This window comes from Corynebacterium stercoris (assembly GCF_024160105.1).
In the GTDB taxonomy this organism is placed as follows: Bacteria; Actinomycetota; Actinomycetes; order Mycobacteriales; family Mycobacteriaceae; genus Corynebacterium; species Corynebacterium stercoris.
This window is the reverse complement of record NZ_JAMFTQ010000003.1, coordinates 212,960-235,177: the sequence shown is the minus strand read 5'-3', so window position 1 is coordinate 235,177 and position 22,218 is coordinate 212,960. Positions and strand designations below refer to the sequence as shown.

The 22,218-nt window shown below is 63.6% G+C and carries 24 protein-coding genes and 1 pseudogene; 13 read left to right on the top strand and 12 right to left on the bottom strand.

Going from position 1 to position 22,218, the window contains the following annotated elements; translation table 11 throughout:
* The first annotated feature begins 19 nt into the window (after positions 1–19).
* From istA to M5J20_RS04555, 6 genes are all read left to right on the top strand, one after another.
* The gene (gene istA / locus M5J20_RS04580) at positions 20–1,072 is read left to right on the top strand and encodes an IS21 family transposase (protein WP_253576866.1); all 1,053 of its coding nucleotides are present in this window, start codon (positions 20–22) and stop codon (positions 1,070–1,072) included.
* A 1-nt stretch (position 1,073) separates the two neighbouring features.
* On the top strand, positions 1,074–1,658 hold the full coding sequence (locus tag M5J20_RS04575; RefSeq protein ID WP_253576864.1) for a Mu transposase domain-containing protein: 585 nt from the start codon (positions 1,074–1,076) through the stop codon (positions 1,656–1,658).
* Entirely contained in the window at positions 1,655–2,422 is a 768-nt protein-coding gene (locus M5J20_RS04570; RefSeq protein ID WP_253576861.1) for an ATP-binding protein, read from the top strand. The genes M5J20_RS04575 and M5J20_RS04570 overlap by 4 nt, the downstream gene beginning before the upstream one ends.
* 317 nt (positions 2,423–2,739) lie before the next feature.
* On the top strand, positions 2,740–3,840 hold the full coding sequence (locus tag M5J20_RS04565) for a Dyp-type peroxidase (protein WP_253576858.1): 1,101 nt from the start codon (positions 2,740–2,742) through the stop codon (positions 3,838–3,840).
* A 92-nt stretch (positions 3,841–3,932) separates the two neighbouring features.
* Positions 3,933–4,706: a MerR family transcriptional regulator gene (locus M5J20_RS04560; protein WP_253576856.1), complete on the top strand. Its 774-nt coding sequence runs from the start codon at positions 3,933–3,935 to the stop codon at positions 4,704–4,706.
* A 155-nt stretch (positions 4,707–4,861) separates the two neighbouring features.
* Positions 4,862–5,842 (top strand): NAD(P)-binding domain-containing protein, encoded by a 981-nt coding sequence (locus tag M5J20_RS04555; protein WP_253576853.1) that lies wholly within the window; start codon positions 4,862–4,864, stop codon positions 5,840–5,842.
* Between the two features lie 22 nt (positions 5,843–5,864).
* On the opposite strand, the gene M5J20_RS04550 is transcribed toward M5J20_RS04555, so the two are convergent.
* The 6 genes and pseudogenes from M5J20_RS04550 to arfB form a co-directional block, all read right to left on the bottom strand.
* A complete protein-coding gene (locus M5J20_RS04550; RefSeq protein WP_253576850.1) occupies positions 5,865–7,757 on the bottom strand; it encodes a heavy metal translocating P-type ATPase in 1,893 nt (630 codons plus the stop codon).
* Positions 7,754–8,113, bottom strand: a complete 360-nt coding sequence (gene cmtR / locus M5J20_RS04545; RefSeq protein ID WP_253576847.1) for a Cd(II)/Pb(II)-sensing metalloregulatory transcriptional regulator CmtR — start codon at positions 8,111–8,113, stop codon at positions 7,754–7,756. Before cmtR ends, M5J20_RS04550 begins: the two co-directional genes overlap by 4 nt.
* An 82-nt stretch (positions 8,114–8,195) precedes the next feature.
* Positions 8,196–8,312 (bottom strand): annotated as a pseudogene (locus tag M5J20_RS04540) (LLM class flavin-dependent oxidoreductase); the annotation flags it as partial.
* A 142-nt stretch (positions 8,313–8,454) separates the two neighbouring features.
* Entirely contained in the window at positions 8,455–8,739 is a 285-nt protein-coding gene (locus M5J20_RS04535; protein WP_256478076.1) for a type II toxin-antitoxin system RelE family toxin, read from the bottom strand.
* Positions 8,739–8,951 (bottom strand): type II toxin-antitoxin system RelB family antitoxin, encoded by a 213-nt coding sequence (relB, locus tag M5J20_RS04530; RefSeq protein WP_253576842.1) that lies wholly within the window; start codon positions 8,949–8,951, stop codon positions 8,739–8,741. The genes M5J20_RS04535 and relB overlap by 1 nt, the downstream gene beginning before the upstream one ends.
* 423 nt (positions 8,952–9,374) lie before the next feature.
* The gene (arfB, locus tag M5J20_RS04525; RefSeq protein ID WP_253576839.1) at positions 9,375–9,815 is read right to left on the bottom strand and encodes an alternative ribosome rescue aminoacyl-tRNA hydrolase ArfB; all 441 of its coding nucleotides are present in this window, start codon (positions 9,813–9,815) and stop codon (positions 9,375–9,377) included.
* Between the two features lie 236 nt (positions 9,816–10,051).
* On the opposite strand from arfB, the gene M5J20_RS04520 reads away from it, so the two are divergent.
* Positions 10,052–11,767 carry an FAD-binding protein gene (locus M5J20_RS04520; protein WP_253576836.1) on the top strand — a complete coding sequence of 572 codons (1,716 nt, stop codon included), beginning with the start codon at positions 10,052–10,054 and terminating at the stop codon, positions 11,765–11,767.
* Positions 11,768–11,839: 72 nt separating this feature from the next.
* Here the strand turns inward: M5J20_RS04520 and M5J20_RS04515 are convergent, their stop codons facing one another.
* Positions 11,840–11,995 carry a hypothetical protein gene (locus M5J20_RS04515; RefSeq protein WP_253576833.1) on the bottom strand — a complete coding sequence of 52 codons (156 nt, stop codon included), beginning with the start codon at positions 11,993–11,995 and terminating at the stop codon, positions 11,840–11,842.
* Positions 11,996–12,184: 189 nt separating this feature from the next.
* On the opposite strand from M5J20_RS04515, the gene chrA reads away from it, so the two are divergent.
* Positions 12,185–13,372, top strand: coding sequence for a chromate efflux transporter (chrA, locus tag M5J20_RS04510; protein WP_253576830.1), 1,188 nt, complete (start codon positions 12,185–12,187; stop codon positions 13,370–13,372).
* Positions 13,372–14,016 (top strand): Fic family protein, encoded by a 645-nt coding sequence (locus tag M5J20_RS04505; RefSeq protein WP_253576827.1) that lies wholly within the window; start codon positions 13,372–13,374, stop codon positions 14,014–14,016. Before chrA ends, M5J20_RS04505 begins: the two co-directional genes overlap by 1 nt.
* A gap of 125 nt (positions 14,017–14,141) precedes the next feature.
* Here M5J20_RS04505 and M5J20_RS04500 read toward each other — a convergent pair whose 3' ends face one another.
* Positions 14,142–16,061: a vWA domain-containing protein gene (locus tag M5J20_RS04500; protein WP_253576824.1), complete on the bottom strand. Its 1,920-nt coding sequence runs from the start codon at positions 16,059–16,061 to the stop codon at positions 14,142–14,144.
* Positions 16,054–17,448: a MoxR family ATPase gene (locus M5J20_RS04495; RefSeq protein WP_253576821.1), complete on the bottom strand. Its 1,395-nt coding sequence runs from the start codon at positions 17,446–17,448 to the stop codon at positions 16,054–16,056. The genes M5J20_RS04500 and M5J20_RS04495 overlap by 8 nt, the downstream gene beginning before the upstream one ends.
* An 84-nt stretch (positions 17,449–17,532) precedes the next feature.
* Between M5J20_RS04495 and M5J20_RS04490 the strand changes: the two genes are divergently transcribed.
* Genes M5J20_RS04490 through M5J20_RS04475 form a run of 4 tightly spaced genes read left to right on the top strand, consistent with a single transcriptional unit; the run spans position 17,533 to position 19,491 of the window.
* Complete coding sequence (locus tag M5J20_RS04490) at positions 17,533–17,811, top strand: type II toxin-antitoxin system Phd/YefM family antitoxin (protein WP_253576819.1); 279 nt, start codon at positions 17,533–17,535, stop codon at positions 17,809–17,811.
* Positions 17,811–18,227, top strand: coding sequence for a type II toxin-antitoxin system VapC family toxin (locus tag M5J20_RS04485; RefSeq protein WP_367614882.1), 417 nt, complete (start codon positions 17,811–17,813; stop codon positions 18,225–18,227). Before M5J20_RS04490 ends, M5J20_RS04485 begins: the two co-directional genes overlap by 1 nt.
* On the top strand, positions 18,224–18,766 hold the full coding sequence (locus tag M5J20_RS04480; RefSeq protein ID WP_253576816.1) for a histidine phosphatase family protein: 543 nt from the start codon (positions 18,224–18,226) through the stop codon (positions 18,764–18,766). Before M5J20_RS04485 ends, M5J20_RS04480 begins: the two co-directional genes overlap by 4 nt.
* The gene (locus M5J20_RS04475; RefSeq protein ID WP_253576813.1) at positions 18,763–19,491 is read left to right on the top strand and encodes an SCO1664 family protein; all 729 of its coding nucleotides are present in this window, start codon (positions 18,763–18,765) and stop codon (positions 19,489–19,491) included. Before M5J20_RS04480 ends, M5J20_RS04475 begins: the two co-directional genes overlap by 4 nt.
* 5 nt (positions 19,492–19,496) lie before the next feature.
* Here the strand turns inward: M5J20_RS04475 and M5J20_RS04470 are convergent, their stop codons facing one another.
* The 3 genes from M5J20_RS04470 to M5J20_RS04460 are packed head-to-tail and all read right to left on the bottom strand — an operon-like array spanning position 19,497 to position 22,190.
* Complete coding sequence (locus M5J20_RS04470; protein ID WP_253576810.1) at positions 19,497–20,288, bottom strand: ABC transporter ATP-binding protein; 792 nt, start codon at positions 20,286–20,288, stop codon at positions 19,497–19,499.
* Positions 20,281–21,180 carry an ABC transporter permease gene (locus M5J20_RS04465; RefSeq protein WP_253576807.1) on the bottom strand — a complete coding sequence of 300 codons (900 nt, stop codon included), beginning with the start codon at positions 21,178–21,180 and terminating at the stop codon, positions 20,281–20,283. Before M5J20_RS04465 ends, M5J20_RS04470 begins: the two co-directional genes overlap by 8 nt.
* 11 nt (positions 21,181–21,191) lie before the next feature.
* The gene (locus M5J20_RS04460) at positions 21,192–22,190 is read right to left on the bottom strand and encodes an ABC transporter substrate-binding protein (protein WP_253576805.1); all 999 of its coding nucleotides are present in this window, start codon (positions 22,188–22,190) and stop codon (positions 21,192–21,194) included.
* Positions 22,191–22,218 lie beyond the last annotated feature (28 nt).

Genomic DNA, 22,218 nt, shown 5'->3' with positions numbered 1-22,218 from the left:
TTGCCAGAGGAGTCCAGTTGTGACTGATTACCGGGCGGTGATGGACCTTGTGCTCAAAGGTTGGTCCGTCCGCCAAATCCGTTCCACTGTGGGGTGTTCCCACACCACAGTTCAAAAGGCCCGCGAAGCGCTCGAATCTTCCGGGATCACCACCGAATCCCAGCTCGCGGGGTTGACCAATGAGGCATTGGCTGGGCTGTTTCATGATGGGCGCAGCACCGGCCAGGGCGATTTCGTCCCGATCGATTACGATGCCGTGTCCAAGGCCAGGACCGGCAGGCACAAAGTAACGCTGCAGGTGCTCTGGGGCCGCTACACTGCTACCCCGGCTGCTGATGGGCAGCGCTATTACAGCTACGAGCGTTTCCGGCAGCTCGTGGCCCAGCACGTTGACGCCGCTGGGCTGACAGCCAGGATCACCCACGCCCCGGGACACACCATGCAGGTGGATTGGGCGGGAACCAAGATGCGCCTGTTCGACCCGGTCGCCGGTCGAGGCCCGAAAATCAGCGTGTTCGTCGCCTCATTGCCGTATTCGGGGATGATCTTCGCCTGCGCCTGCCCAGATGAGCGCCAGCAGTCGTGGCTTTCAGCCCATATGCAGGCGTTTTCTTATTTCGGTGGGGTGGCGGAAGTCATCGTGCCGGATAACGCGTCGACCGCGTCGAACACAATCAGCGCTGCGGATCGCAACCGGCGGGTCAACTCCACCTACGAGGAGTTTCTGGAGCACTACAACACCGCCGCTTTGCCGGCGCGGGCGAAAAAGCCCAAAGACAAAGCCAGCGTGGAAGCCGCGGTGAAAATCGTCACCCAGAAAGTCATCCACGCACTCGACGGCCACCAGTGCGTTGGGCTTGATGAGCTCAATACCCGGATCCGTACGCTGGTCGATGCGATCAACACTGCGACCCCGTTTCGCAACCAGGACACAAGCCGGCGTGAGGTGTTCAACGAGTTCGAACGCGACCAACTCGCTGCACTACCTGCAACCACGTGGCAGCGCACCGTGTGGAAACGCGCCAAAGTCGCACCGAATTTCCACATCATCATCGACACCGCCCGCTACTGAAGTGCCGTATCAGCTGGTGGGCCGCACCGTGGATGTGCGCATCACCGGTGATGTCCTCACCGTCTTCGACGCTGGCGAGCATGTCGCAACCCACCACGTCACGGGGATGCGCGGGGCGTACGTCACCGACACCGACCACATCCCGCCGAACATGACTGATACCCGGGGACTGTGGACGAGTGAGTACTTCCTGCGCGAAGCCTCACGCATAGGCCCTGCCACCAAAGAAGTCATCGCGGGCCTGATCGCCCAGAAAGCGATCCCCGCCCAGGCGTACCAGTCGTGCCGCAACGTGCTGAGCATGGGCAAGCGCGACAAGCTCGTCCTAGAAGAAGCATGCCGTCGCCTCATCGATACCAACGGTGCCCAGCGGGCAGTGAGCTACACCGCGGTGAAGAACATGATGGCCGCCGTACGCAAAGACCACACCACCCGCCCCACCGGCACCACAACCACCACCAGGGACACCACCACTCCAGCGTTTGGCACCGCGCCTGTGCCAGCTCGTGACACGCGCGGCGCCTACCTCGGCGGTGCCGCCCAGTTCAGCCTGGAAAACCTCACCAAGAAAGGACCCACCAAGTGACCCCGCCACAACCAGCATCAGCCACCGCACGCTTCCTCGACGAATCTGTCCTGCCGGTCTTCACCAGCCTGCGCATGACCGCATTCGGCCAAAGCGTCATCGACATCGCCGCCGACCCCGACTTCGACGACTGGTCATTTTCCGACAAAGTGCTCTACGCACTCGATAAAGAGGTCGCGGCCAAGCGCGAACGGCGAGTCAACAAACTGCTCAAAGCATCCCGATCGCCAAATCCCGATGCTTGCGTCGAAGAGATCACCTACGCGCCCAGCCGCACCCTCAACAAAGAGCAAATCACCCGACTCGCTCACTGCCAATGGTGCCAAAGCGCCCAGAACATTGTCATCCTGGGCAAATCCTCCGTCGGCAAAACCTACCTCGCACTCGCACTGCTCAACGCCGCCTGCCGAAAGGACTACACAGCCAAGTTCTTCCGCACCGACACCCTGGCCAACCACCTAGCAGTACTCAAACACGGTGACATTGAGCGGATGAAGTTCCTCGAGGAACTCCACACCGCAGATGTGCTCGTGCTTGATGATTTCCTCACCACCCCGATCGATGCTGCAACCGCACACCAGCTGCTGACCATCCTTGCCGAGCGAGAGCACCGAGGATCCACAATCGTGACATCCCAGTTCACACCAGATGAGTGGTACAAGTCCATCCCTGATGCCGTCATCGCCGAATCCATCCTCAACCGACTCGTCACCGGCGCCGAGATCATCCCACTCGAAGGAGACAACATGCGACTGACAACCTAACCCCACCCCACAACACCTGGGTGTTACTCCAAACCCACCCGGGTGTTACCCGATACCCACCACACCGTTACTAAACACGTGGTCTAAACAGGCAGCATTAATGTCGGGGGTGTCCCCCGAGTAGTGGACACGGCGTTGGTGTCAGTTAGGCAACGAGGACCACACAGAGACGCGTTTCGATGACACATATCCACAATGCAGTGATGCATTCTCAACTGTGTGACACGCAGCGATCGTGGGGTGGGCGGTGCTGTAATCGGCGGCAGGAGGCCACCCGGTCCGACTAGAGCCGCCTAAATGGGGAATACTTGAGCCTTATGACGAGCAGAAACCAGGCAGAAGTTACCCAGACCGTGATTCTCCCGCAGTCGCGGGACGCGCTGTTTATTACCCTCGGCTTCAAAAAGGGCGGCGAGCAGGCGGCGTTGGAGGCGCTTTCCAGCCTGTCCAGCCTCACCAACGGCGTGGGCTTCCGGTACCCGAAGGCGCACTTGACCGCGGTGGCCGGCATCGGCGCGACAATGTGGGACCGGCTTTTCGCACTGGACAAACCGGAGCACCTGCACGAGTTCGTCGAGCTCCACGGCGCGAAGCACCACGCGCCGTCCACGCCGGGCGACCTGTTCTTCCACATCCGGTCCGACGAATTCGACGTCGCCTTCGAGCTCGCCCGCCGCATCAACGCGATCGTGGAGGACCACATCGACTACCACGACGAGGTTCACGCCTTCCAGTACCAGGATTTCCGCGACCCGCTCGGCTTCGTCGACGGCACCGAGAGCCCCCGCGACCAGGAGGGCGTGGAGGTTGCGATCATCCGCGACGGCATCTGGAGGGGCGGCAGCTACATCGTCGAGCAGAAGTACGTGCACAACCTCAAGGACTGGAACACCCTGCCGGTGGAGGAGCAGGAGCAGGTCATCGGCCGCACGAAGCATTCCGACATCGAGCTAGATGAGAAGGCCCCGAACAGCCACGTGGCCGTCAATCAGGTTGAGGACGAGGACGGCAACGGCCTGGAGATCGTGCGCAACAACCTCTCGTTCGGCGACGCGCTGGGCAAGCAGGGCACCTTCTTCATGAGCTACGCCCGCGACCCCCGCGTCACCGAAGTGATGCTGCGCCGCATGTTCATCGGCGAGCCGGAGGGCAACTACGACCGCATCCTGGACTTTTCCGAGGCGCTGACGGGCTGCAACTTCTTTGCTCCGCCGCGCGTGTTCTTGGACCACTGCGCCGACTACGCGCACGCCCACCTGCGCCCCGATAAGGACCCGCAGCCGAACCAGCCTGCCATCAACTTGCCGCAAGGCAAGGCGGTCTTCCCGGACCGGTCGGATGTGCCCACCTCCCACAACGCCGAGGACGTCGAGGCTGCGAGGGCCCGTTACGAAGGCGCGCTCCGCCGGCAGCAGTAGTCGCGGTCAGTCACCCTGGCCGCTCGTTTCGGGCTGTGCTGGGTAGCGCACAACTTGCACTTGCCCTTGCGGCAAGCTGTTCAATCGCAACCATGGCAGATGGTATGGAATACACAATCAGCGAGGCCGCAGAAGCCCTCGGCGTTTCCACCAAGGCGCTGCGCCACTGGGAGGCGCTCGGCCTCATCGCACCCGCGCGCACGTGGGCCGACCACCGCGTTTACAGCGAGGCGGACCTCGAGCGCGGCGCGGCCATCGCCCTCTACCGCGGAGTCGGCGTGCCGCTTGCGCAGATCGCGCAGCTTCTCGACGCCTCCGGAGCCGCCCTCACCCGCGCCCTCAAGCACCACCAAGAAGCACTCGCTTCTCGACGGCGCACGCTCGACGCCCAACTCACATCTGTCCAGCACCTCATTGACAACGCAACGAAAGGATCGATCGACATGGACGCAATGAAGAAGTACCTCGGCGAAGATATGCCCGCCTACCAGGAGGAGGCTGAGCAGCGCTGGGGTGATACCCCGGAGTGGGCGCAGTCCCAGAAAAAGCTCGCTCAAATGGGCGAAGGTGACTTCAAACGCCTGCAGGAAGAACAGGACGCGCTCGCCGCGGATCTGATCGCCGCACGCGATTCCGGCGTGGAACCCGGCTCCGAGGAAGCCGAAGCACTGGTGGAGCGCCACCGCGCAAGCATCGCCCAGTGGTACGAGGCGACCCCGGCTCGCCAGCTCATCCTCGCGCGCATGTACGTTGACGACGCGCGCTTCCACGAAGCCTACGGCGGCGCGCAGGACTACCTGCTCGAGCTGGTCACCGCCCACGCGGCGGCCGAAGGTGTGGACGTGGGCAACCCGCAGTGGGGTTAGAAACGGAGCAGTAATGAGCGGAGCCGCCTGAATCAGACGCGCTTTGGTGCGCTGGCTACACTCGCGGGCATGAAGCGCTTATCCATCAGAATGGTGGCGGTGATTGCTGTCGTGGCGCTTGAGATCCCCCGAGGGTGCAATGGAGGTGCTCTCCAGTGACTGAACATCACACGGCCATCGTCGTTGGCGGCGGCCAGTCCGGCCTAGCCACGGCATACTACCTGCGGCGCTACGACGTGGACTTCTTGATCTTGGACAACCAGGAGGAGCCCGGCGGAGCGTGGTTGCACACGTGGCCTTCGCTGACGCTTTTCTCCGCTGCGGAGTTCTCCAATCTGCCCGGCTGGCCTATGCCGCACTACCCGGGGTACCCGCCGGCACGCCATGTCATCGACTACCTCGAACGCTACGAAAAACGCTACGACCTCCCGGTTCGTCGCCCAGTGCACGTTCGCAGCGTGTCCCATGACGGAGGGATGTTCTTCCTAGATACGACCGACGGACAATTCACAGCGGAGCACGTTGTCGCGGCCACCGGCACGTGGTCCGCGCCCTTCGTGCCCCACTATCCCGGCACCTTCCGCGGACGGCAGTGGCACTCGTCGATCTACCCCGGCCCCGAACCATTCCGCGGCGCGAAGGTCGCGGTGGTCGGTGGGGCGAACTCGGGGGCCCAGATCGCCGCGGACCTCATCGGGACGTCGGAGGTCACATGGTTCACTCTTGGGCGGCCGCGCTGGATGCCCGATGATGTCGATGGCCGCGATCTCTTTCTCCGCAGCCGCCGCCGGATTCTCGGCGGCGATGCCGGCCCGAACCTCGGGGACATTGTCGCGCTTCCTCATCTCCGTGAGCTCCGCGACTCCGGCCAGCTCACCGCTACCCCCATTTTCGATAGCTTGAGCGAGCTCGACCACGACCACCTGATCTGGTGCACTGGTTTCCGTCCGGCCCTCGGCCCATTCCGCCACCTCATGCGCGGCCGCGAACCCGCGGTGAAGAATCTGCATCTCGTCGGTTACGGCAACTGGACCGGCGACGGCTCGGCAACGCTGATGGGTGTGGGGCCCTTTGCCAAACACACTGCCCAGGTAGTCGCGGGCCGTGTCGATGACGCTCGGCAGCACGAGTTTTGAAATGGCGTCAACGCAACTCGACTCAGCGATTCGTCCGCGCAGCCCGCAGGCCGTTCAAGATCACGATGACTTCGGCGACCTCGTGAACCAACACGACGGCAGCCAGGCCCAGCACGCCGCTGATCGCCAGCGGCATCAACACGATGATGATGGCCAGAGACAACACGATGTTCTGGTTGATGATCCTGCTGCCTCGGCGGGCGTGCTGCAGCGCCTGCGGGATCAGCCGGAGATCGTGGCCGGTGAAGGCGACGTCGGCGGACTCGATCGCGGCGTCAGAGCCGGTCGCTCCCATGGCGATGCCTACCGTCGCGCCCGCCAATGCCGGCGCGTCATTAATGCCGTCGCCAATCATCGCCGTCGGCGTCTTGGAGGAGAGTTCGGCGACGATGCTTGCCTTGTCCTCCGGACGTAGTTCGGCGCGCACGTCGTCGATTCCGGCGATTGCAGCCAGTGCCCGGGCGGTGCGAGTGTTGTCGCCGGTGAGCATGCTCACTTCCACGCCGTTGGCGTGCAGGGTCTGCACGGCTTCGGGCACCTCGGGCCGCAGCTCGTCGCGGACTCCGATGGCCCCGGCGAGGGCGCCATCGACGGTGACCAGGACGCAGGTTTGGCCCTCGGACTCCATGCGCTCAACGTCTGCCTTCAGTGGCCCGGCATCGATCCATCGGGGGCTGCCCACCAGCACCCGTCGACCTTCGACGGTGCCGCTGATGCCGTGCCCGGCTTCCTCGCTGATGTCCTGGGCGGCGGGCGCTTCGGGCACCGCTGTAGCGATCGCCGCGGCGAGGGGGTGCGTCGATTGCTGCTCGACTGCCGCCGCGAAGGCAAGCACCTGCGCCTGATCGAATCCCACTGCCGGCACCACGCCGGTAACCTCGGGCTGGTTGCGGGTGAGGGTTCCGGTCTTGTCTACCGCCAGGTGACGGATGCCGCCGAGCCGTTCGAACGCCGCGCCGGACTTGATGACCACGCCAAATTGGCTGGCCGCGCCGATCGCGGCCACGACCGTCAGCGGCACGGAGATCGCCAGCGCGCACGGCGACGCTGCGACTAGGACCACCAGTGCACGGGTGATCCACGTCTCGGGGTCGCCCAGCAGCGAGCCGATCACGCCGACCAGCACCGCCAGGATCATCACGCCGGGCACTAGGGGTCGGGCAATCCGGTCGGCAATCCGGGCGCGGTCGCCCTTTTCCGCCTGCGCCTGCTCAACTAGGTCCACGAGTGTGGTCAGTGAGTTGTCCGTTCCAGCTGCGGTCGTCTCGACCTCCAGCACGCCAGCGGAGTTGATCGCTCCCGCGGGCACCTCGTCACCGGGTTCGACCTCCAGCGGAATGGATTCTCCGGTGATCGCTGAGGTGTCAAGGCTGGAGCGCCCAGACCGAATGATGCCGTCCGTGGCGATCCGCTCCCCGGGGCGCACAAGCATCAGCTCGCCAGCCACGAGGTCTTTCGCTGCGACCTCGACCGCCGTGCCGTCGCGCAGCACCGTCGCGGTCTGCGGTACCAACTTCAACAGTGCCCGCAGTCCGCCCTGGGCCCGGTCCATCGCCTTGTCTTCCAGTGCCTCGGCGATCGAGTACAGGAACGCTAGCGCCGCGGCCTCTCCGACGTAACCGAGGATCACCGCGCCGACCGCGCTGATCGTCATCAGCAAGCCAATGCCGAGCTTGCGCTTCGTGACAAGGTTCCGGATCGCTCCAGGCGCGAACGTATACGCCCCTAGCAGCAGGCCGACCCAGAACAGTACTGTCGCAGGTGTCTCCAGCCCGGACCAGTCCAACGCCAGGCCTACGCAGAGGGCTACGCCGGAGAAGATCGGAAGTAGCAACTCGGGGTCCTTCCACCATGGCCGATCGAGCTCTTCGATCTCCGTGGCGGGTTCGTGTTCGCATCCACACGCCGAGCTCATGCGTCCGCTCCCTTCTCGCCGCAGCCGGGCACCGAGCACTCAGGGTCAATGCAGGGGGCGTTTTCGTCGACAGCCAACGTCGCGTTCACCAGGGCGTCGAGCGCTGCCGCGAGGTGCGGATCGGCGATTTCGTAGCGGGTCTTGCGGCCCTCCGGCTCGGCAACGACAATGCCGCAGTCGCGCAGGCAGGACAGATGGTTCGAGACGTTCGAGCGGGTCAGATCCAAGCTGTCCGAGAGCTCGGCGGGGTAGCTCGGACCGTCGAGTAGGGCCATCAGGATTCGGGAGCGCGTCGGATCCGCCATGGCCCGGCCGAGCCGGTTCATGACGTCGAGGCGTGAAGCAATAGTCAGCATGATCTGAACTATACAGCACACGATGAACTATTCAAGATAAGCTGAACTGACAATAACGCGAAGAACCTGCGACCTGCAGGAACTAGCCGATGGGATAGCCGGTAACTGGGCCTTCGCTGTTCGGCTGCCACCCCAACGCGGGCGCGACGTGGGTGGCGAAGTTCTCCAAAAACTTCACATTGACGTCCACGCCCAGCCCGCAAAACCTATACGTGTTTCCGTGCGCCCCATATGTTCTCTGTGTACTGACGTAAATTCCTGTTTTGTGATTGTTGCAGGCTAACGAGAAAGTAACTTTGCGACGGCATACCGTCGAGTTCAAGTTCAACGTGTAGACGGGGTCACGAGTCGTAGACCGTGTCACGGCGCCCGATCGTGAATGCCTCGATGATCACAAGATCGTCGTAGATATTAGCGAGAATCCGATAGGAACCCACTCGGTACCGCCATTCTCCGGAGTGGTTGCCTGTGAGGGCCTTACCGATTGCTCGTGGGTTGGTAGATCCTTCCAGATTCTTTTCAATCCAGCCTGCAAGGATGCGAGCATCGAACTTATCCATCTTGTGAAGCTGCTTGCGCGCCTTTGAAGTTAGTCGCACGCTGTATCTGGAAGTTAGTTCTTCCATTAGCCGAGTTCGTCGAGTATTTCCTGGATGGTGAAGCGCTGCCCATCGTCTTCTGCCATCGCGTCCCGCAGTTCCTGAAGATCGTGTGCATCCTCGATCTTTTCCAAAATTGCGTTCCGGGCGAAGTCCGAAAGGGTAATTCCTTCAAAACTTGCGAACCTACGCACCAGCTCAGCATCTCGATCATCCATGCGGATAGTCATCGTGGCCATGAGTGTCCTTCACTTTCGATGAATACAATGTATTCCATTATTTCCGTGAGGTTTCAATACGTCAAGAACAGCTACCGCTGGATCCGTTTCCCGCGACTGCGGAGTGCTCTCTTTATTGGTTTCCGCCGACCACATGCCTTGCTCGGACCTAACCAGCTTGAGGCTTCGCCCCATCCGTCGCCTTCTACGTGCACCGATACGCGTTCGGTCACCCAGTTCTCCGCGGCGCGCAGCTCCCACGTGGCCTCGTAACCATCGCCGTATTGCACTCCGGAAGCGGTTAAACCGCCTTAGAACTCCTAGAGGAAGACGGGTTTTGCCTGAAGTTCGGTGGAGCTCAAATTCAATGTGTGCTTCACCAATGGGCTAGCTGAATGCGGTAACCGACCAAACCCTCGTAACTTTGGCGGAGTTCCATCGAAATCACAGCTGGGGCTTACGCCTCGTCGACTTCAACTCCGAGCGCCGCTTCTTCGCTTCGAGACGGCGCCGCACCGAGCTGCGCGTCGGCTTCGTTTTCCGCCGCGGGGGAGGCAGCGGGGCGAGCGCCTCGCGCAACAGGGCGGCCATTCGTTCCCGCGCCTCGGTACGGTTGCGGACCTGCGAGCGCTGCGTCGACGCGCTGACGGTGAGCACAGTGCCATCCAGGCGGTGTTCGAGGTTGTGGAGGGCGCGGCGGCGTTGGGCGTCGGAAAGCGATGCGCATCCCGCGATGTCGATGGAGAGCTGTACCTTGCTGTCGGTGGTGTTGACGCCCTGGCCGCCGGGGCCCGACGCCTTCGCAAACCGCTCCGTCAGATCCGCGGCGGCGACGACGAGGCCGCCGGGGATACCCGGGCCGGGTGCGATGGGCAGGTCCTGCATGCCCAACACCCTACGTTCACCCTGGGGCCGAAGACGAGACAGCTGGGAAAGGGCTGAGGCGGAGCCCGTCGCAAAGCACATGCTTTACCTGGAGGAACTGCAACACCCGACAAAGAAGGACAGCGCGGCACCCGAGAAACCATTGGTTGAATCACGCTTCTATAGGTGACAGACGCCAGATCACGACCTACCTTGGTTGTATACCCCGTCACATTGCAATATAAGGAGCGAAGCAAATGACTGTCCCATCTGGACCGAAAGCTCACGATACTGATGTTGACCTGCTAGTCGTAGGATCCGGCTCCGGTCTCGCAACCGCGCTGTACGCACACTCCCTCGGCTTAAAGACGTTGGTGGTTGAGGCAAACGAGTACGTAGGCGGCTCGTTGTCGATGTCGGGCGGCGCCTTCTGGGTGCCCGGCAACCACGTCCTGCGCCGATCCGGGTTTAAGGACACCGTCCAGCGAGGCCTTGATTACGTGGAAAGCTTGGTGCCTGAAAACGCCCCACGCGAGCGTTGGGAAGCGTTGATTGAGCACGGTCCCGAAGCAATTGAGGCCCTAGACAACCTGACGGATCTCAACTTGTTCTGGTCCAAGGGTTACTCCGACTACCACCCGGAGCACCCTGGCGGCGCCTCTATCGGCCGCACCTGCGAGGCTCGACCCTTCGACCTGAAGCAGCTAGGAGAAGAGCGCGACCGTTTCCACCCCACCGCGGTGGCGGCACCGTTCCCCATGCCCATGACGGGCTACGACTACAAGTGGGTTAACCTCATCACCAAGACCCCGTTGAAGTCGCTGCCGATTTCCGCCATCCGCACAATTCAGGGTGTTGGGGGCATGGCGTTTGGCAAGGAGTATGTCGCCACTGGCCAAGCCACGGCCGGTGGTCTGTTCCTCGCCGCGATTAAGAACAACATCCCGGTGTGGACGAGCTGCCCCATGACGGAGCTGATCGTGGACGACAGCGGCAAGGTTACGGGTGCCGTGGTGAAGCAAGACGGCTCCGAGTACACCATCAACGCTTCGCGCGGCGTGGTTCTGGCCGGCGGTGGCTTCGACCACAACACCGAGTGGCGTATGAAGTACCAGAGCGAGAGCCTCACCGACGACAACTCGATGGGTAACTCCGAGAACAACGGCGACACCATCTCGATCCCAGTCGAGCAGCTCGGGGCGAAGACCGGCTTCATGGACCAAGCCTGGTGGTTCCCGGCCATGGCCCCGCTGGAGAAGGACGAACAGCCGAAAATCACGCTCGCGGAGCGTTCACTGCCGGGCTCGTTCATGGTGGACCAGACCGGTCGGCGCTTTATCAACGAGGCGGAGGACTATATGACCTTCGGCAACGAGGTGCTGGCCATGCGCGAGGAGGGCCGCGCGAACGAGATGTGGATCATCTTCGACCAGAAGTACAAGATGTCCTACTTGTTCGGCTCCGAGGTGTTCCCGGGCATGCCGCTGCCCAAGAGCTGGTACGAGGCAGGGGTCGCCTTCAAGGCGAAGACCCCGGCTGAGCTTGCGCGGAAGATCGGCGTGCCCGTGGACGCGTTCACCGCGCAGTTCGACGAGTTCAACCTGGACGCGCAGGCCGGTATCGACTCGACCTACCACCGCGGCGACTCCAAGTACGACAACTACTACGGCGACCCGACTAACACTCCGAACCCGAACCTGCGCCCACTGAGTGGCCAGCTGTACGCGGTGAAGATGGTGATTTCGGACCTCGGCACCTGCGGCGGCCTGATGACGGACGCCAACGGCAGCGTCGTGCGCGAGGACGACACCCCGATCGCCGGCCTCTACGCCCAGGGCAACAACGCCGCCAACTACTTCGGCGATGTCTACCCGGGTGCCGGTGCAACCATTGCCCAGGGTCTGGTCAACGGGTTCATCATTGCGAACCACGCAGCCGGCACCCCGCTAGGTGGTTCCTCGAAGGTGCGCTAGCTGGAGCTTGCGGCCTATCGACGCCCCCTTGAACCCGCCATCCCCACAGAACCGGATGGCGGGTTCTTTGTGCTACTGGCGGGAGCTCTTGCTCCTCGCGTCCTCCACCTCGCTGGAGTAGTACCCGCTGCCAAAACCTTTCACGATACGCACCACCAGCCAGATGACTGCGATCACGATGAGAGCGAGCACGGCAAAGATAATGATTTCCTGGTACGAGATATTCACAGCTTCTCCTTTGACTTTCACCGTCCGAGTCCGAATTCACTAGCGATATTCGCGGCACCCTTGTGCTCCCCGCAACGGCATCGGGCGATGTGTGAACGAAAGTCTGCGAACTCGATGCGAAAGTTCATGACGGCGGTGTGGTTCCCGCCACCGGGCGAGCGGAAGAGCCGTTGTGTAGCGTGGCTTGCGATGTTAGAAGTTCTCACCATCTTCACGCGTCTTGGTCTCACGTCGTTCGGCGGCCCGACGGCGCACCTCGGTTACTTCCGCGACGAGTTCGTGGAAAAGCGCAAGTGGATGACGGACGAGGAGTACGCCGACCTCGTGGCCCTGTGCCAATTCATGCCGGGCCCGGCGTCGAGCCAGGTGGGCATGGCGATCGGCCTGAAGCGCGCGGGCTACGCGGGCATGCTCGCGGCGTGGGTCGGCTTCACGATGCCCTCGGTCATCGCGCTGGTCCTTTTCGCGCTCGGCGTGGGGCAGCTTGGCTCGCTTGCCGACGCCGGCTGGCTCGCCGGATTGAAAGCGGCCGCCGTGGCAGTTGTGGCGCAGGCGGTGCTGGGCATGAGCAAGAGCATCGTCACGGACGGGAAGCGCGCGGCGATCGCGCTCGCGGCGTTCATCCTGGTCCTCGTGGTGCCGAGTCCGTTCACGCAGGTCGGCGTGATCGTGCTCGGCATGGTCGCGGGCGTGGTGCTGTTCGGCCTCGGGGAGAAGCAGCAGGCGGCCGGCGGGGCGGGGACGCGGGTGCGCACCCAGTCACGCACCCAGTCCCGCACGGTGGGAGCCGTGGCGCTCGCGGCGTTTGCCGGGCTGCTGGTCGCGCTGCCGGCTCTTGCCGGAATGATGCGCTCCACCGGCATGGACATCTTTGACAGCTTCTACCGCGCCGGCGCGCTGGTGTTCGGCGGCGGCCACGTCGTGCTGCCGCTGCTGGAGCAGGCGACGGTGCCGACAGGGCTGGTGGATCACGACACGTTCCTCGCCGGCTACGGCGCGGCGCAGGCGGTGCCGGGTCCGTTGTTCACTTTTGCGTCGTATCTGGGAGCGTCGGCAAGCGGGATCAACTGGCTCTGGGGCGCGATTCTCGCCACGGTGGCGATCTTCCTGCCCGCGGCGCTGCTGGTCATCGGCGTGATGCCGTTCTGGGATCAGTTGCGCCAGCACCGCCTCGCGTCCGCGGCGTTGGCCGGCGCGAACGCCGCGGTGGTGGGCATCCTCGCCGCCGCGCTGTACAACCCGGTCTTCACAGCCGGCATCACCGGCCCGATCACGATGGCGATTGCCGCCGCCGCGTTCGTGGCGCTGCACATGTGGAAGCTGCCGCCGTGGGTGGTGGTTGTCGCAGCAGCCGTCGTCGGTGGAGTGGTGGTGTGATGCAAGTTCGTGAGCTGCTCGATGTCATTTACACCGCTGGTGTTGTTTTTGATGGTCTCTCCACGAGCAAACCCGCGACGGATCGATTCTTGCGGTCCGGAGACACCCATGGTGTCCGCGGGCGCGGAGATCTCGCGCTGTTGGAGGATCTCCGAAGTGCTGCGCAAACTGTCATCGACCACGGTGGGGCACCGGTCACAGGGCGCTTGGTGACCAGCATCAATGCGTCCCTCACAAGGAGCGCCGCGCTTAACCCGGGCCGGCTTCGCACCGCGGAGCAGGGTATCGGTGTACGAACTGTCTATGGACGGCACGAGCCACCGGCAATGACCAGTGACCAGCTCGATGAGCTTGTGGAGGTGGCGCTCACGCATCCCGATCCGCGTCGTGGAGCTATCGCCCTTTTCATCGACATCGCCCGTGCCCAACCGTTCGAGGACGGCAACAAACGAACAGCGATCTTTGCTGCCAACGCGCACCTCATAGCCGAGGGAGCGGGCTGCTTTCTCACCGTTCCCCAGAGCGACGGTGATCCATCGGTAGCCGCCGCGTTCAATGAGGCCCTAGCCAAGGCGTACATCTACGGGGAGCGAGAACCGTTAGAGCGAATGCTTTTCGACGATGGAATTATCGACCGTGTCTGAGGTGAGGATTGCGGGCGTGGGTGATGAGGGGAACGTCGCAAAGCAGTGCTTGATTTCAACGCGGAATTCGATTCCCCCTCGCCGCCTTTGCTTGACCTCGGGCGGCGCTTGGGGGAGCTTCTGCTTTACCAGCGGAGGTACTCGCCCACCACAGCGCCTCCGAGTTCATTGAGGTCGGGTGCGACGACGTTGGCGCCTGAGCGGTTGGCAAGGGCGTTAATAAGCGCCACAAGCCCCGGGTCGTCCCCGAGGCGGAAGAAGGTGATCTTCGTCCCGCGCTTGGTCACCGTATCGAGCGCGTCGACCGTGCGCGCGAGCGTGATGCGGTCGGTCGGCCAGTTGAAGTAGGCCTCGCCCCATTCGGTCAGGATGGAGGTCGGCTCGCCGTCGGTGACGATGAGCAGCGTCGGGTCGTAGCCGGCGTGGCGGGTGAAGAACTCGTTGGCGAGAAGCAGCGCGTGCTGCAGGTTGGTGCCCTTCTCCTGCATCGGCGGCAGGGCGGTGAGTTCCTCAATCGTCAGCGTCTGAGCGTAGAGGCCGAAACCGATAAGCGCGAGCTCGTCGCTGCGAAACTGCGTGGTGATGAGGTGGTTCAGCGCCAACGCGGTCTGCTTCATCGGCGTCCAGCGGCCTTCCATCGCCATGGAAAAGGAGGTGTCGACAAGGAGTGCGACGGCGTTTTTCGTGCGCGCTTCGGTCTCGACCACCTCGATGTCGTTGACCGTGATCGCGAATGGATCGCCGCTTGCGGCGGTGCGTTGCAGCGCGTTCGTGATGGTGCGGGTGGTGTCCCACGCCTGAGTGTCGCCGAACCCCCAGGGGCGGGTACCGCCGGTGGGCTCGCCCTGCTGGCCGGCGAGGCGGGAATCGCGCTGGCCACGGGATAATTGGGAGGTCGCGCCCTTCAGCAGCTCCTTGCCCAGCATGCGCAGCGCTTTCGGGGACAGCTGCAGCGAGCCGGACTCACCCTTGTTCAGCAAGCCGGAGTCGCGCAACGCTTTCTCTAGGTCGCGCAGCTGCTTCGCGCTGGTGGCGGCATCAGCGCCCAAGAGGTCGGCGACGTCGTCCAAGTCGATGTCTCCAGGGCGATCGCCGCCGAGGGTTTCCGCGAGCTCGTCGAGGCGTCCAAGGTCGCGCATCGCGCGGGTGGCTTCGCCGAGGCCCATGCCGTCCGTTGCCCCGTCGCCGTCGAACGATTCGGACCCGGTCCAGTCCAAATCGGGGCGGATGCCGCGCAGGTTTGCGTCGAGCTCGCCAACCAGGTTCATCAGCTCCTCCGAGCCGAAGGCCTGGGCAGCGAGCTGCATGAGCTCCGCGCGTTGCTCGGGTGTCATCGAGTTGAGCAGTCGCTGGGCTGCCGCAGATCGCTGGGCGAGCAGTTCCACCAGCTCATCGATGGTTCTCGGGTTCTCTGGGAACTGGTCGCCGTGTTTGGCCATGAACTCCTGAAAGTCCTGCTCCGTGGCCATGCCCGCCCGGTGCTTGCCCAACAGCACGTTGAGATCCCTCAGCATCTCGGCGACGGCTGCTCGATCTTCATCGGTGGCGCCTTCGAGCGCCTCCTTCATGCCAGCAAAGCGTTGGTCGAGCAGCTCGCGGCCGATGAGGTCTTTGATTCTCTGGTACTTCTCGCGCGCTTCGGAGGAAGCCCAGTTGTAGTCGTTCAGTTCGGTCACCGCGGCCGCGGGGGAGCTGGGCAGGTTGTCCAGTGTCATCTCGCGCATGGTGCGGTCGAGGTCGTCCATATCTACGTCGCGGGCGAGCTGGCCCCGTTCGGCGAGCACCGCCTCGTCGAGAAGCTTCTTTGCTTCCTGGAGCGTGCCCCCGAGGTTGGTCTTGTGCAGTAGCTCTTGGCGGCGCTCCGCGATCTGGCGCAGGAAGTCGTCATACCCCTCACGACGCAGGTACTCGCGCATTGCCTGCTCCGCGGAGTAGCCGTACATAACGTCGCCGGCGATGGCGCGCACCGCCTTGGCCAGGTCGGGCGGCGGGGCGAGCGGATCCGGGCCCGGGGTGTATTTGCGGTACCTGCGCTGGTTAACCATAAATGGTCTCGCCTTCGCCGGAGTCCTTGGAGATCTTCTGGGTGAGGTAAAGCGCCTCCACCGCGAGCTCGATGGCCGCGGCGCGCTCGCCTTCGCTTTCGGCGTTGAAAGTCGAAGCGATGTCGTCGTAGAGCGTGCCTTCGAGCTGGGGTAGGCCGTTGAGGAACTCTGCGGCCGTAATATTTTCTCCGGTGGTGATGAAGGTTGATCCGTCGAGCGCTTCGATCAGCGGGGCGAAGTCGAGTCCTCTCACACGGCTGCGAAGAGCCTGGGCCACTGAGTTGCGCAGGAGGTATTCGAGAATGTCCCACTCGCGACCCTCTTCGCCGTGCTCGAACTCCACCTTGCCGCCGAGGACGTCGACAGCGGCTTCCAGGTCAACGAGGCGCGCGACCGGGTCCTCCCCGGTGATGGCGGCGCGGCGGGCGGCGGAGGCTGCGACTGTCTCGGCGCCTGCGATGGCGAATCGGGCTGAGACGCCGGCGCGCTGGTTCACAGCGTCAGATTCTCGCAGTGAGCGGGTGAACCGGGCGAGGGCCTCCATGATGGGTTGCGGGACAGTGGCCGTGAGCTGGGATTCCTGCTCGATGACTCGGATCTCGTCGTCCAACTCGACGGGGTAGTGGGTGCGGATTTCGGCGCCGAAGCGGTCCTTGAGCGGGGTGATGATGCGCCCGCGGTTCGTGTAGTCCTCCGGGTTAGCCGATGCAACCACCAGTACGTCCAGCGGCAGGCGCAGCATATAGCCGCGGATCTGGATGTCGGCCTCCTCCATCACGTTGAGCATGGCCACCTGGATGCGCTCCGCCAAGTCAGGCAGCTCGTTGATGGCCACGATGCCGCGGTTGGAACGCGGGATGAGGCCGTAGTGGATGGTTTCCGGGTCGCCCAGGCGGCGACCCTCGGCCACGCGCATCGGGTCCACGTCGCCGATCAGATCCGCCACGGAGGTGTCTGGGGTGGCCAGCTTCTCGGAGTAGCGAGCCTCGCGCGGGATCCAGGTGATGCGCAGCGCGTCGCCTTCCTCCTCGATGCGGCGGCGCGTGGCCTCGGTGGTGGGGTGCAAGGGGTGTTCGCGCAGCTCGGAACCCTCGACGGCGGGCACAAAGGCGTCGAGAAGCAATGGCAGCGTGCGAAGCAGGCGGGTCTTGCCCTGGCCGCGCTCACCGAGCAGCACGATGTCGTGGCCGGCGATGATGGCGCGCTCGACCTGCGGCAACACGGTGTGCTCGAGGCCGTGGAGGCCGGGCCACGGGTTGTCGCCGGCGCGCAGTTTGGCGATGAGATTGTCGCGCATCTCCTCGCGCACGGTCTTGTAGGTGTAGCCGGCAGCCTTGAGCTCACCGAGGGTGTTGATGGATGGCCGGGAGTTGGGCACTTCAGTCATGCGCGCCAGGGTACGCCCGGGTTGTGGGGGTGGGTGCCCGCGAATACGATGTAGTGACGTAACTACATGGGAAAAGGGGTAGCGATGACTATCGCAAAACCGCTCGTAGGGGCCGTATCAATGTCGGCCCGAGAGTTCAATCAGAATCTCGCTAGAGCAAAACGTGAGGCCCAGGAGGCGCCGGTTGTAGTAACCGACCGCGGCGAGCCAACGCACGTGCTGATGTCCTACGAGGAGTTCACCAAACTGCAAAACGGCGCTGACGGAGAAGACCTAGTGAGCCGTCTCAGAATGAAAGAGCCCATCGATGATGACTTTGAGTTCGAACCGGTAACCATCGGGCTCAAACCTGCGGAATTCTGATGTTTCTGCTTGACACCAACGTTGTCAGCGAGTTGCGGAAGAGCCAGCCAGACTCGGCGCTGCTTGCTTGGTTGCGGTCGCGGAGCAGCACCGATCTTTATCTTTCTGTCATCACGGTGATGGAACTTGAAATTGGCGCGCAGCGTATGGCGAGGAACGATCTCGATCAAGCTCGTCGTATTCGTTCGTGGATCGACAATGATGTGCTGAAGGTTTTTGACGGCCGAATTCTTCCCGTCGATCTCGCGACAGCGAAGCTGTGCGCGGCAAGCCATGTCCCAGATCCTGCGCCGGAGCGAGACGCCCTCATTGGCGCAACGGCATCGGTGTACGGCCTCACCGTTGCCACGCGCAACGAGAAGGACTTCCGCCGCCTTGGCGTTCCGGTGTTCAATCCCTTTGGAGCAGCGGAATGACCATTATCTACCTCATCCGCCACGGCGAGACACCCACCACCGGCAAGGTCCTGCCTGGTCGCGCGCCGGGGCTGCACCTTTCGGAGCGGGGGCGCATGCAAGCCGCGAACGTCGCCAAGCATCTAGCTCGCGTCGACGCGGCGTATTCCTCACCGCTCGAGCGCGCCCGCGAGACCGCTCTACCCACCTGCGAACGATTCGGGCAAAAGCTTGTGCTTGACGACGGCCTCCTGGAAGCCGATTTCGGCACGTGGACCGGCAAATCCTTAGAAGAGCTTGCCAAGTTGCCCGAGTGGCAGGTGGTGCAAAGGCGGCCCGGGGAGTTCCGCTTTCCCGGCGGGGAGTCGTTCGTGGAGATGCAACACCGCGTCGTGGGATGCGTGCGCGCGATCGCGGCGCGGCACCCGGGCGAGGCGGTGGCCTGCTTCACCCACGCCGACCCGATCAAGGCGGCGCTGGCGCACTTTACGGGCCGGGGTTGGAGCGCGTTTCAGCAGATCCCGGCGGAACCGTGCTCGGTGTCGGAGCTTGAGCTGTGACCACGCTTGTTGAGCTGCTTGACGTGCTTCAGCACGGCGAGGTCGGTTTCGTGGGCCAACTCTCGGATTCTTCGAACCTCACGGTGCTTGTGGACGTAACGCTTGTTCGCGACGGTGGCCAAGAGGACTACTGCTGGGGCATCTTCAAACCTGAGGCGGGGGAGCGCTACCTCCACGACTTTCCGGCGGGGCTGTGGCGGCGTGAGCGGGCCGCGTACCTGCTCAGCGAATGGTTGGGCTGGGGCATCGTGCCGCCCACGGTGGTGCGCGAGATCGTGCCGCTCGGTGTCGGGTCGTTGCAGTACTACGTAGATAACGACGGCTCCCACTACTTCCCGCTTTATGAGACCCGCCCCGACCTGCATCCCCAGTTTCTGCGCATGGCTGTTTTCGACTTGCTAGTGAACAACACGGACCGTAAATCGGGCCACGTCTTGCTCGCGGGCTCTCACCCCGCCGACCACGTGTGGGGCATCGACCAAGGATTGTGTTTTCACCAGGACCCGAAGCTGCGCACCGTGATCTGGGACTTCGCGCACGAGGCGATCCCACCTGAGCTGGTGGACGCGGTCGAGCCGCTCGCGGGGGAGGTGCCGGAAGAGGTGGCTTCGTTGTTGTCACCGGAAGAGGTCGCGGCGTTGCAATCACGCGCCTCGCGCATCGTTCGCCTGCCGTGGTTGCCGGAGCCCCAGTCCGAGTTCCCTTACCCTTGGCCGCTGGTGTAGGAGATTTAGCCCAGGAAGGCCTTATCGGAGAGCGTTGCGCCCTTGATCTTGGCGAACTGTGCGAGCAGGTCGTGGACGGTGAGCGTCTTCTTGGTGGCGTTGTCGGCCTCCCAGACGATCTTGCCCTCGTGCATCATGATCAAGCGGTTGCCAACGCGCAGCGCTTGCTCCATGTTGTGGGTGACCATCAGGGTGGTCAGGCCGCCTTCCTCGACGATGGAGTGGGTGAGGTCTGTGACTAGGGCTGCACGCTCTGGGTCGAGCGCTGCGGTGTGCTCATCCAGCAGCATCACTTTCGGGTGGGTGAACCCGGCCATGAGCAGGGAAAGCGCTTGGCGCTGGCCGCCGGAGAGCAGGCCCACCTTGTGGGTGAGGCGGTTCTCGAGGCCGAGTTCGAGGGAGCGCAGCTGCTCGACGAAGAAGTCGCGGCGCTGCTGGTTTAGTGCGCGGCCGAGGCCGCGGCCCTTGCCGCGCAGGTAGGCGAGCGAGAGGTTTTCCTCGATGGTCAGGTTCGGCGCCGTGCCTGCGAGCGGGTCTTGGAACACGCGGCCGATGAGTTTGGCGCGTTGGTGCTCGTGCATTTTGGTCACATCGGTGCCGTCGATACGCACGGTGCCCTGATCGGGGCGCAGCCGGCCGGAGACGGTGTTGAGCAGCGTCGACTTGCCGGCGCCGTTGGAGCCGATGATGGAGACGAAATCCCCTTCGGCGAGGGTCAGGGTGACGCCGTCGAGGGCGACGCGCTCGTTGGCGCTGCCGGGGAAGAACGTTTTGTGGACGTTCGTGATCTCAAGCATTGACCTTCTCCTTCTTGCCGCGGGAGCCCGGGTTGGCAATGCCCTTGCCCATGGACTGGAACTTCGGCACCAGCAGCGCGATGACCACGAGTACCGCGGAGACGAGCTTCATGTCGTTCGGGTTCAGGCCGAGCTGCAGCGCGAAGAAGATAATCAGGCGGTACACCACCGCACCCACAACCACCGCGAGGATGGCTTGCAGGAGCCGGCGCTGGCCGACGATCGCCTGGCCCACGATCACCGATGCAAGGCCCACGACGATGAGGCCGATGCCCATCGAGATGTCGGCGAAGCCCTGGTATTGCGCCACCGCCGCGCCGGCGAGGCCGACCAGGCCGTTGGAGATGGCCAGGGTGAGGATTTTGGTGTTGTCCGTGGACACGCCAAAGGAGGTGATCATCGGGCCGTTATCGCCGGTGGCGCGGATCGCCAGGCCCAGATCGGTGGAGAGGAACCAGAACACGATCAGCGCGAGCACGAGCACGACTACCAGCAGGATGGCGACACCGCCCCAGCTGCCCATCAGGCCGCGACTGCGCAACGGAGTGAACACCGTGTCCTGCCGCAGCAGCGGCAGGTTCGCGCTGCCCATGATGCGCAGGTTGATGGACCACAGGCCGATCTGGGTGAGAATACCGGCGAGCAGACCGTCGATGCCGCCCTTCGTGTGCAGGACACCGGTGATGATGCCCGCTCCGAAGCCCACCACGAAGCCCGCCAGGGTGGCCAAGAACGGGTTGACCCCGTTGATGATGAGCATGGCCGCGGTGCCGCCGCCGGCGGTGAACGAGCCGTCCACCGTCAGGTCGGCGAAGTTGAGGACACGGAAGGTCAGGTAGACCCCCAGCGCCATCACGCCGTAGAGGATGCCGAGTTCGAGCGCGCCAATCATTGTGCTGCTGTTTACACCTTCTCAGCCTGGTCCAGGATTGCCTGCGGGAAGGTGATGCCCTGCTTGTCGGCGGCCTTCTCATTGATCACGTAGGAGAACTCCGTCGCGGTCTCGACCGGCATCTTTGCCGGGTCCTCGCCGTCACGCAGCACCTTGAGCGCCATTTCGCCTGTCTGGTAACCCAGCTGCTTGTAGTCGATGCCGATGGTGGCAGCCGCGCCGCCCTCAACCGTGCCGGCCTCGGCGGCGATCACCGGGATGCCGCGCTCTTCCGCCGCCTGCACGAGGGACGCGATGCCGGAGACGACCATGTTGTCGGTGGGCACGTAGAACACGTCCACATCCTTCAGTGCCTCCACGGCCTGCGGGATCTCGTTGACGCTGGTCACGGTCTGGTCCGCAATCTCCCAGCCGCGGCCGGCGGCCTCTTCCTTTGCGTTGTCCACCTGGATTTGGGAGTTGATCTCGCCGGAGGAGTAGACGATGCCGACCTTCTTGGCATCCGGCACGAGCTCGGCGATGAGGTCGAACTGGTCCTTGATCGGGGTCATGTCCGAGGTGCCGGTGACGTTGCCGCCCGGCTCCTCCATGGAGTTGACCAGCTGCGCCTCGACCGGGTCAGTCACGGCGGTGAAGAAGACCGGAACGTCGGTGACGTTTTGCACCATGGCCTGCGCGGCCGGCGTTGCCACAGCCAGCACGGCGTCGAGCTTCTGGCCCGCGAACTGCTGCGCGATGGTCAGCGCAGTCGCCTGCTCGCCGTTCGCGTTCTGCTCGGTCCAGTTCACGTTCACGCCGGCATCCTCGAAGGCCTGCTTGAAGCCTGCGGTCGCGGCATCGAGCGCCGGGTGCTGGACGAGCTGGCTGATGCCGATGCTGTACGACTCGCCGCTGGCGTTGGAGCTGGTGCTTTCCGACGACTGCTCACCGCAGCCTGCGAGCACAAGCGCGGTAACGCCGAGCGTCGCCGCGACGGCGCGGGTGCGGCGGGAGAATACGCGAAGAGACATGGTAGAGCCCTCCTTGAGAATCGGTACC

Bases quoted from the DNA above. Each gene is read 5' to 3' on its own strand.
- M5J20_RS04460 (WP_253576805.1), bottom strand. From the start codon at position 22,190: ATGTCTCTTCGCGTATTCTCCCGCCGCACCCGCGCCGTCGCGGCGACG.
- M5J20_RS04560 (WP_253576856.1), top strand. From the start codon at position 3,933: ATGGCAGATGGTATGGAATACACAATCAGCGAGGCCGCAGAAGCCCTC.
- M5J20_RS04480 (WP_253576816.1), top strand. From the start codon at position 18,224: ATGACCATTATCTACCTCATCCGCCACGGCGAGACACCCACCACCGGC.
- relB (WP_253576842.1), bottom strand. From the start codon at position 8,951: ATGGCCACGATGACTATCCGCATGGATGATCGAGATGCTGAGCTGGTG.
- M5J20_RS04470 (WP_253576810.1), bottom strand. From the start codon at position 20,288: ATGCTTGAGATCACGAACGTCCACAAAACGTTCTTCCCCGGCAGCGCC.
- M5J20_RS04500 (WP_253576824.1), bottom strand. From the start codon at position 16,061: ATGGTTAACCAGCGCAGGTACCGCAAATACACCCCGGGCCCGGATCCG.
- cmtR (WP_253576847.1), bottom strand. From the start codon at position 8,113: ATGCTGACTATTGCTTCACGCCTCGACGTCATGAACCGGCTCGGCCGG.
- M5J20_RS04520 (WP_253576836.1), top strand. From the start codon at position 10,052: ATGACTGTCCCATCTGGACCGAAAGCTCACGATACTGATGTTGACCTG.
- M5J20_RS04535 (WP_256478076.1), bottom strand. From the start codon at position 8,739: ATGGAAGAACTAACTTCCAGATACAGCGTGCGACTAACTTCAAAGGCG.
- M5J20_RS04490 (WP_253576819.1), top strand. From the start codon at position 17,533: ATGACTATCGCAAAACCGCTCGTAGGGGCCGTATCAATGTCGGCCCGA.
- M5J20_RS04495 (WP_253576821.1), bottom strand. From the start codon at position 17,448: ATGACTGAAGTGCCCAACTCCCGGCCATCCATCAACACCCTCGGTGAG.
- arfB (WP_253576839.1), bottom strand. From the start codon at position 9,815: ATGCAGGACCTGCCCATCGCACCCGGCCCGGGTATCCCCGGCGGCCTC.
- M5J20_RS04485 (WP_367614882.1), top strand. From the start codon at position 17,811: ATGTTTCTGCTTGACACCAACGTTGTCAGCGAGTTGCGGAAGAGCCAG.
- chrA (WP_253576830.1), top strand. From the start codon at position 12,185: ATGTTAGAAGTTCTCACCATCTTCACGCGTCTTGGTCTCACGTCGTTC.
- M5J20_RS04565 (WP_253576858.1), top strand. From the start codon at position 2,740: ATGACGAGCAGAAACCAGGCAGAAGTTACCCAGACCGTGATTCTCCCG.
- M5J20_RS04505 (WP_253576827.1), top strand. From the start codon at position 13,372: ATGCAAGTTCGTGAGCTGCTCGATGTCATTTACACCGCTGGTGTTGTT.
- M5J20_RS04550 (WP_253576850.1), bottom strand. From the start codon at position 7,757: ATGAGCTCGGCGTGTGGATGCGAACACGAACCCGCCACGGAGATCGAA.
- M5J20_RS04465 (WP_253576807.1), bottom strand. From the start codon at position 21,180: ATGATTGGCGCGCTCGAACTCGGCATCCTCTACGGCGTGATGGCGCTG.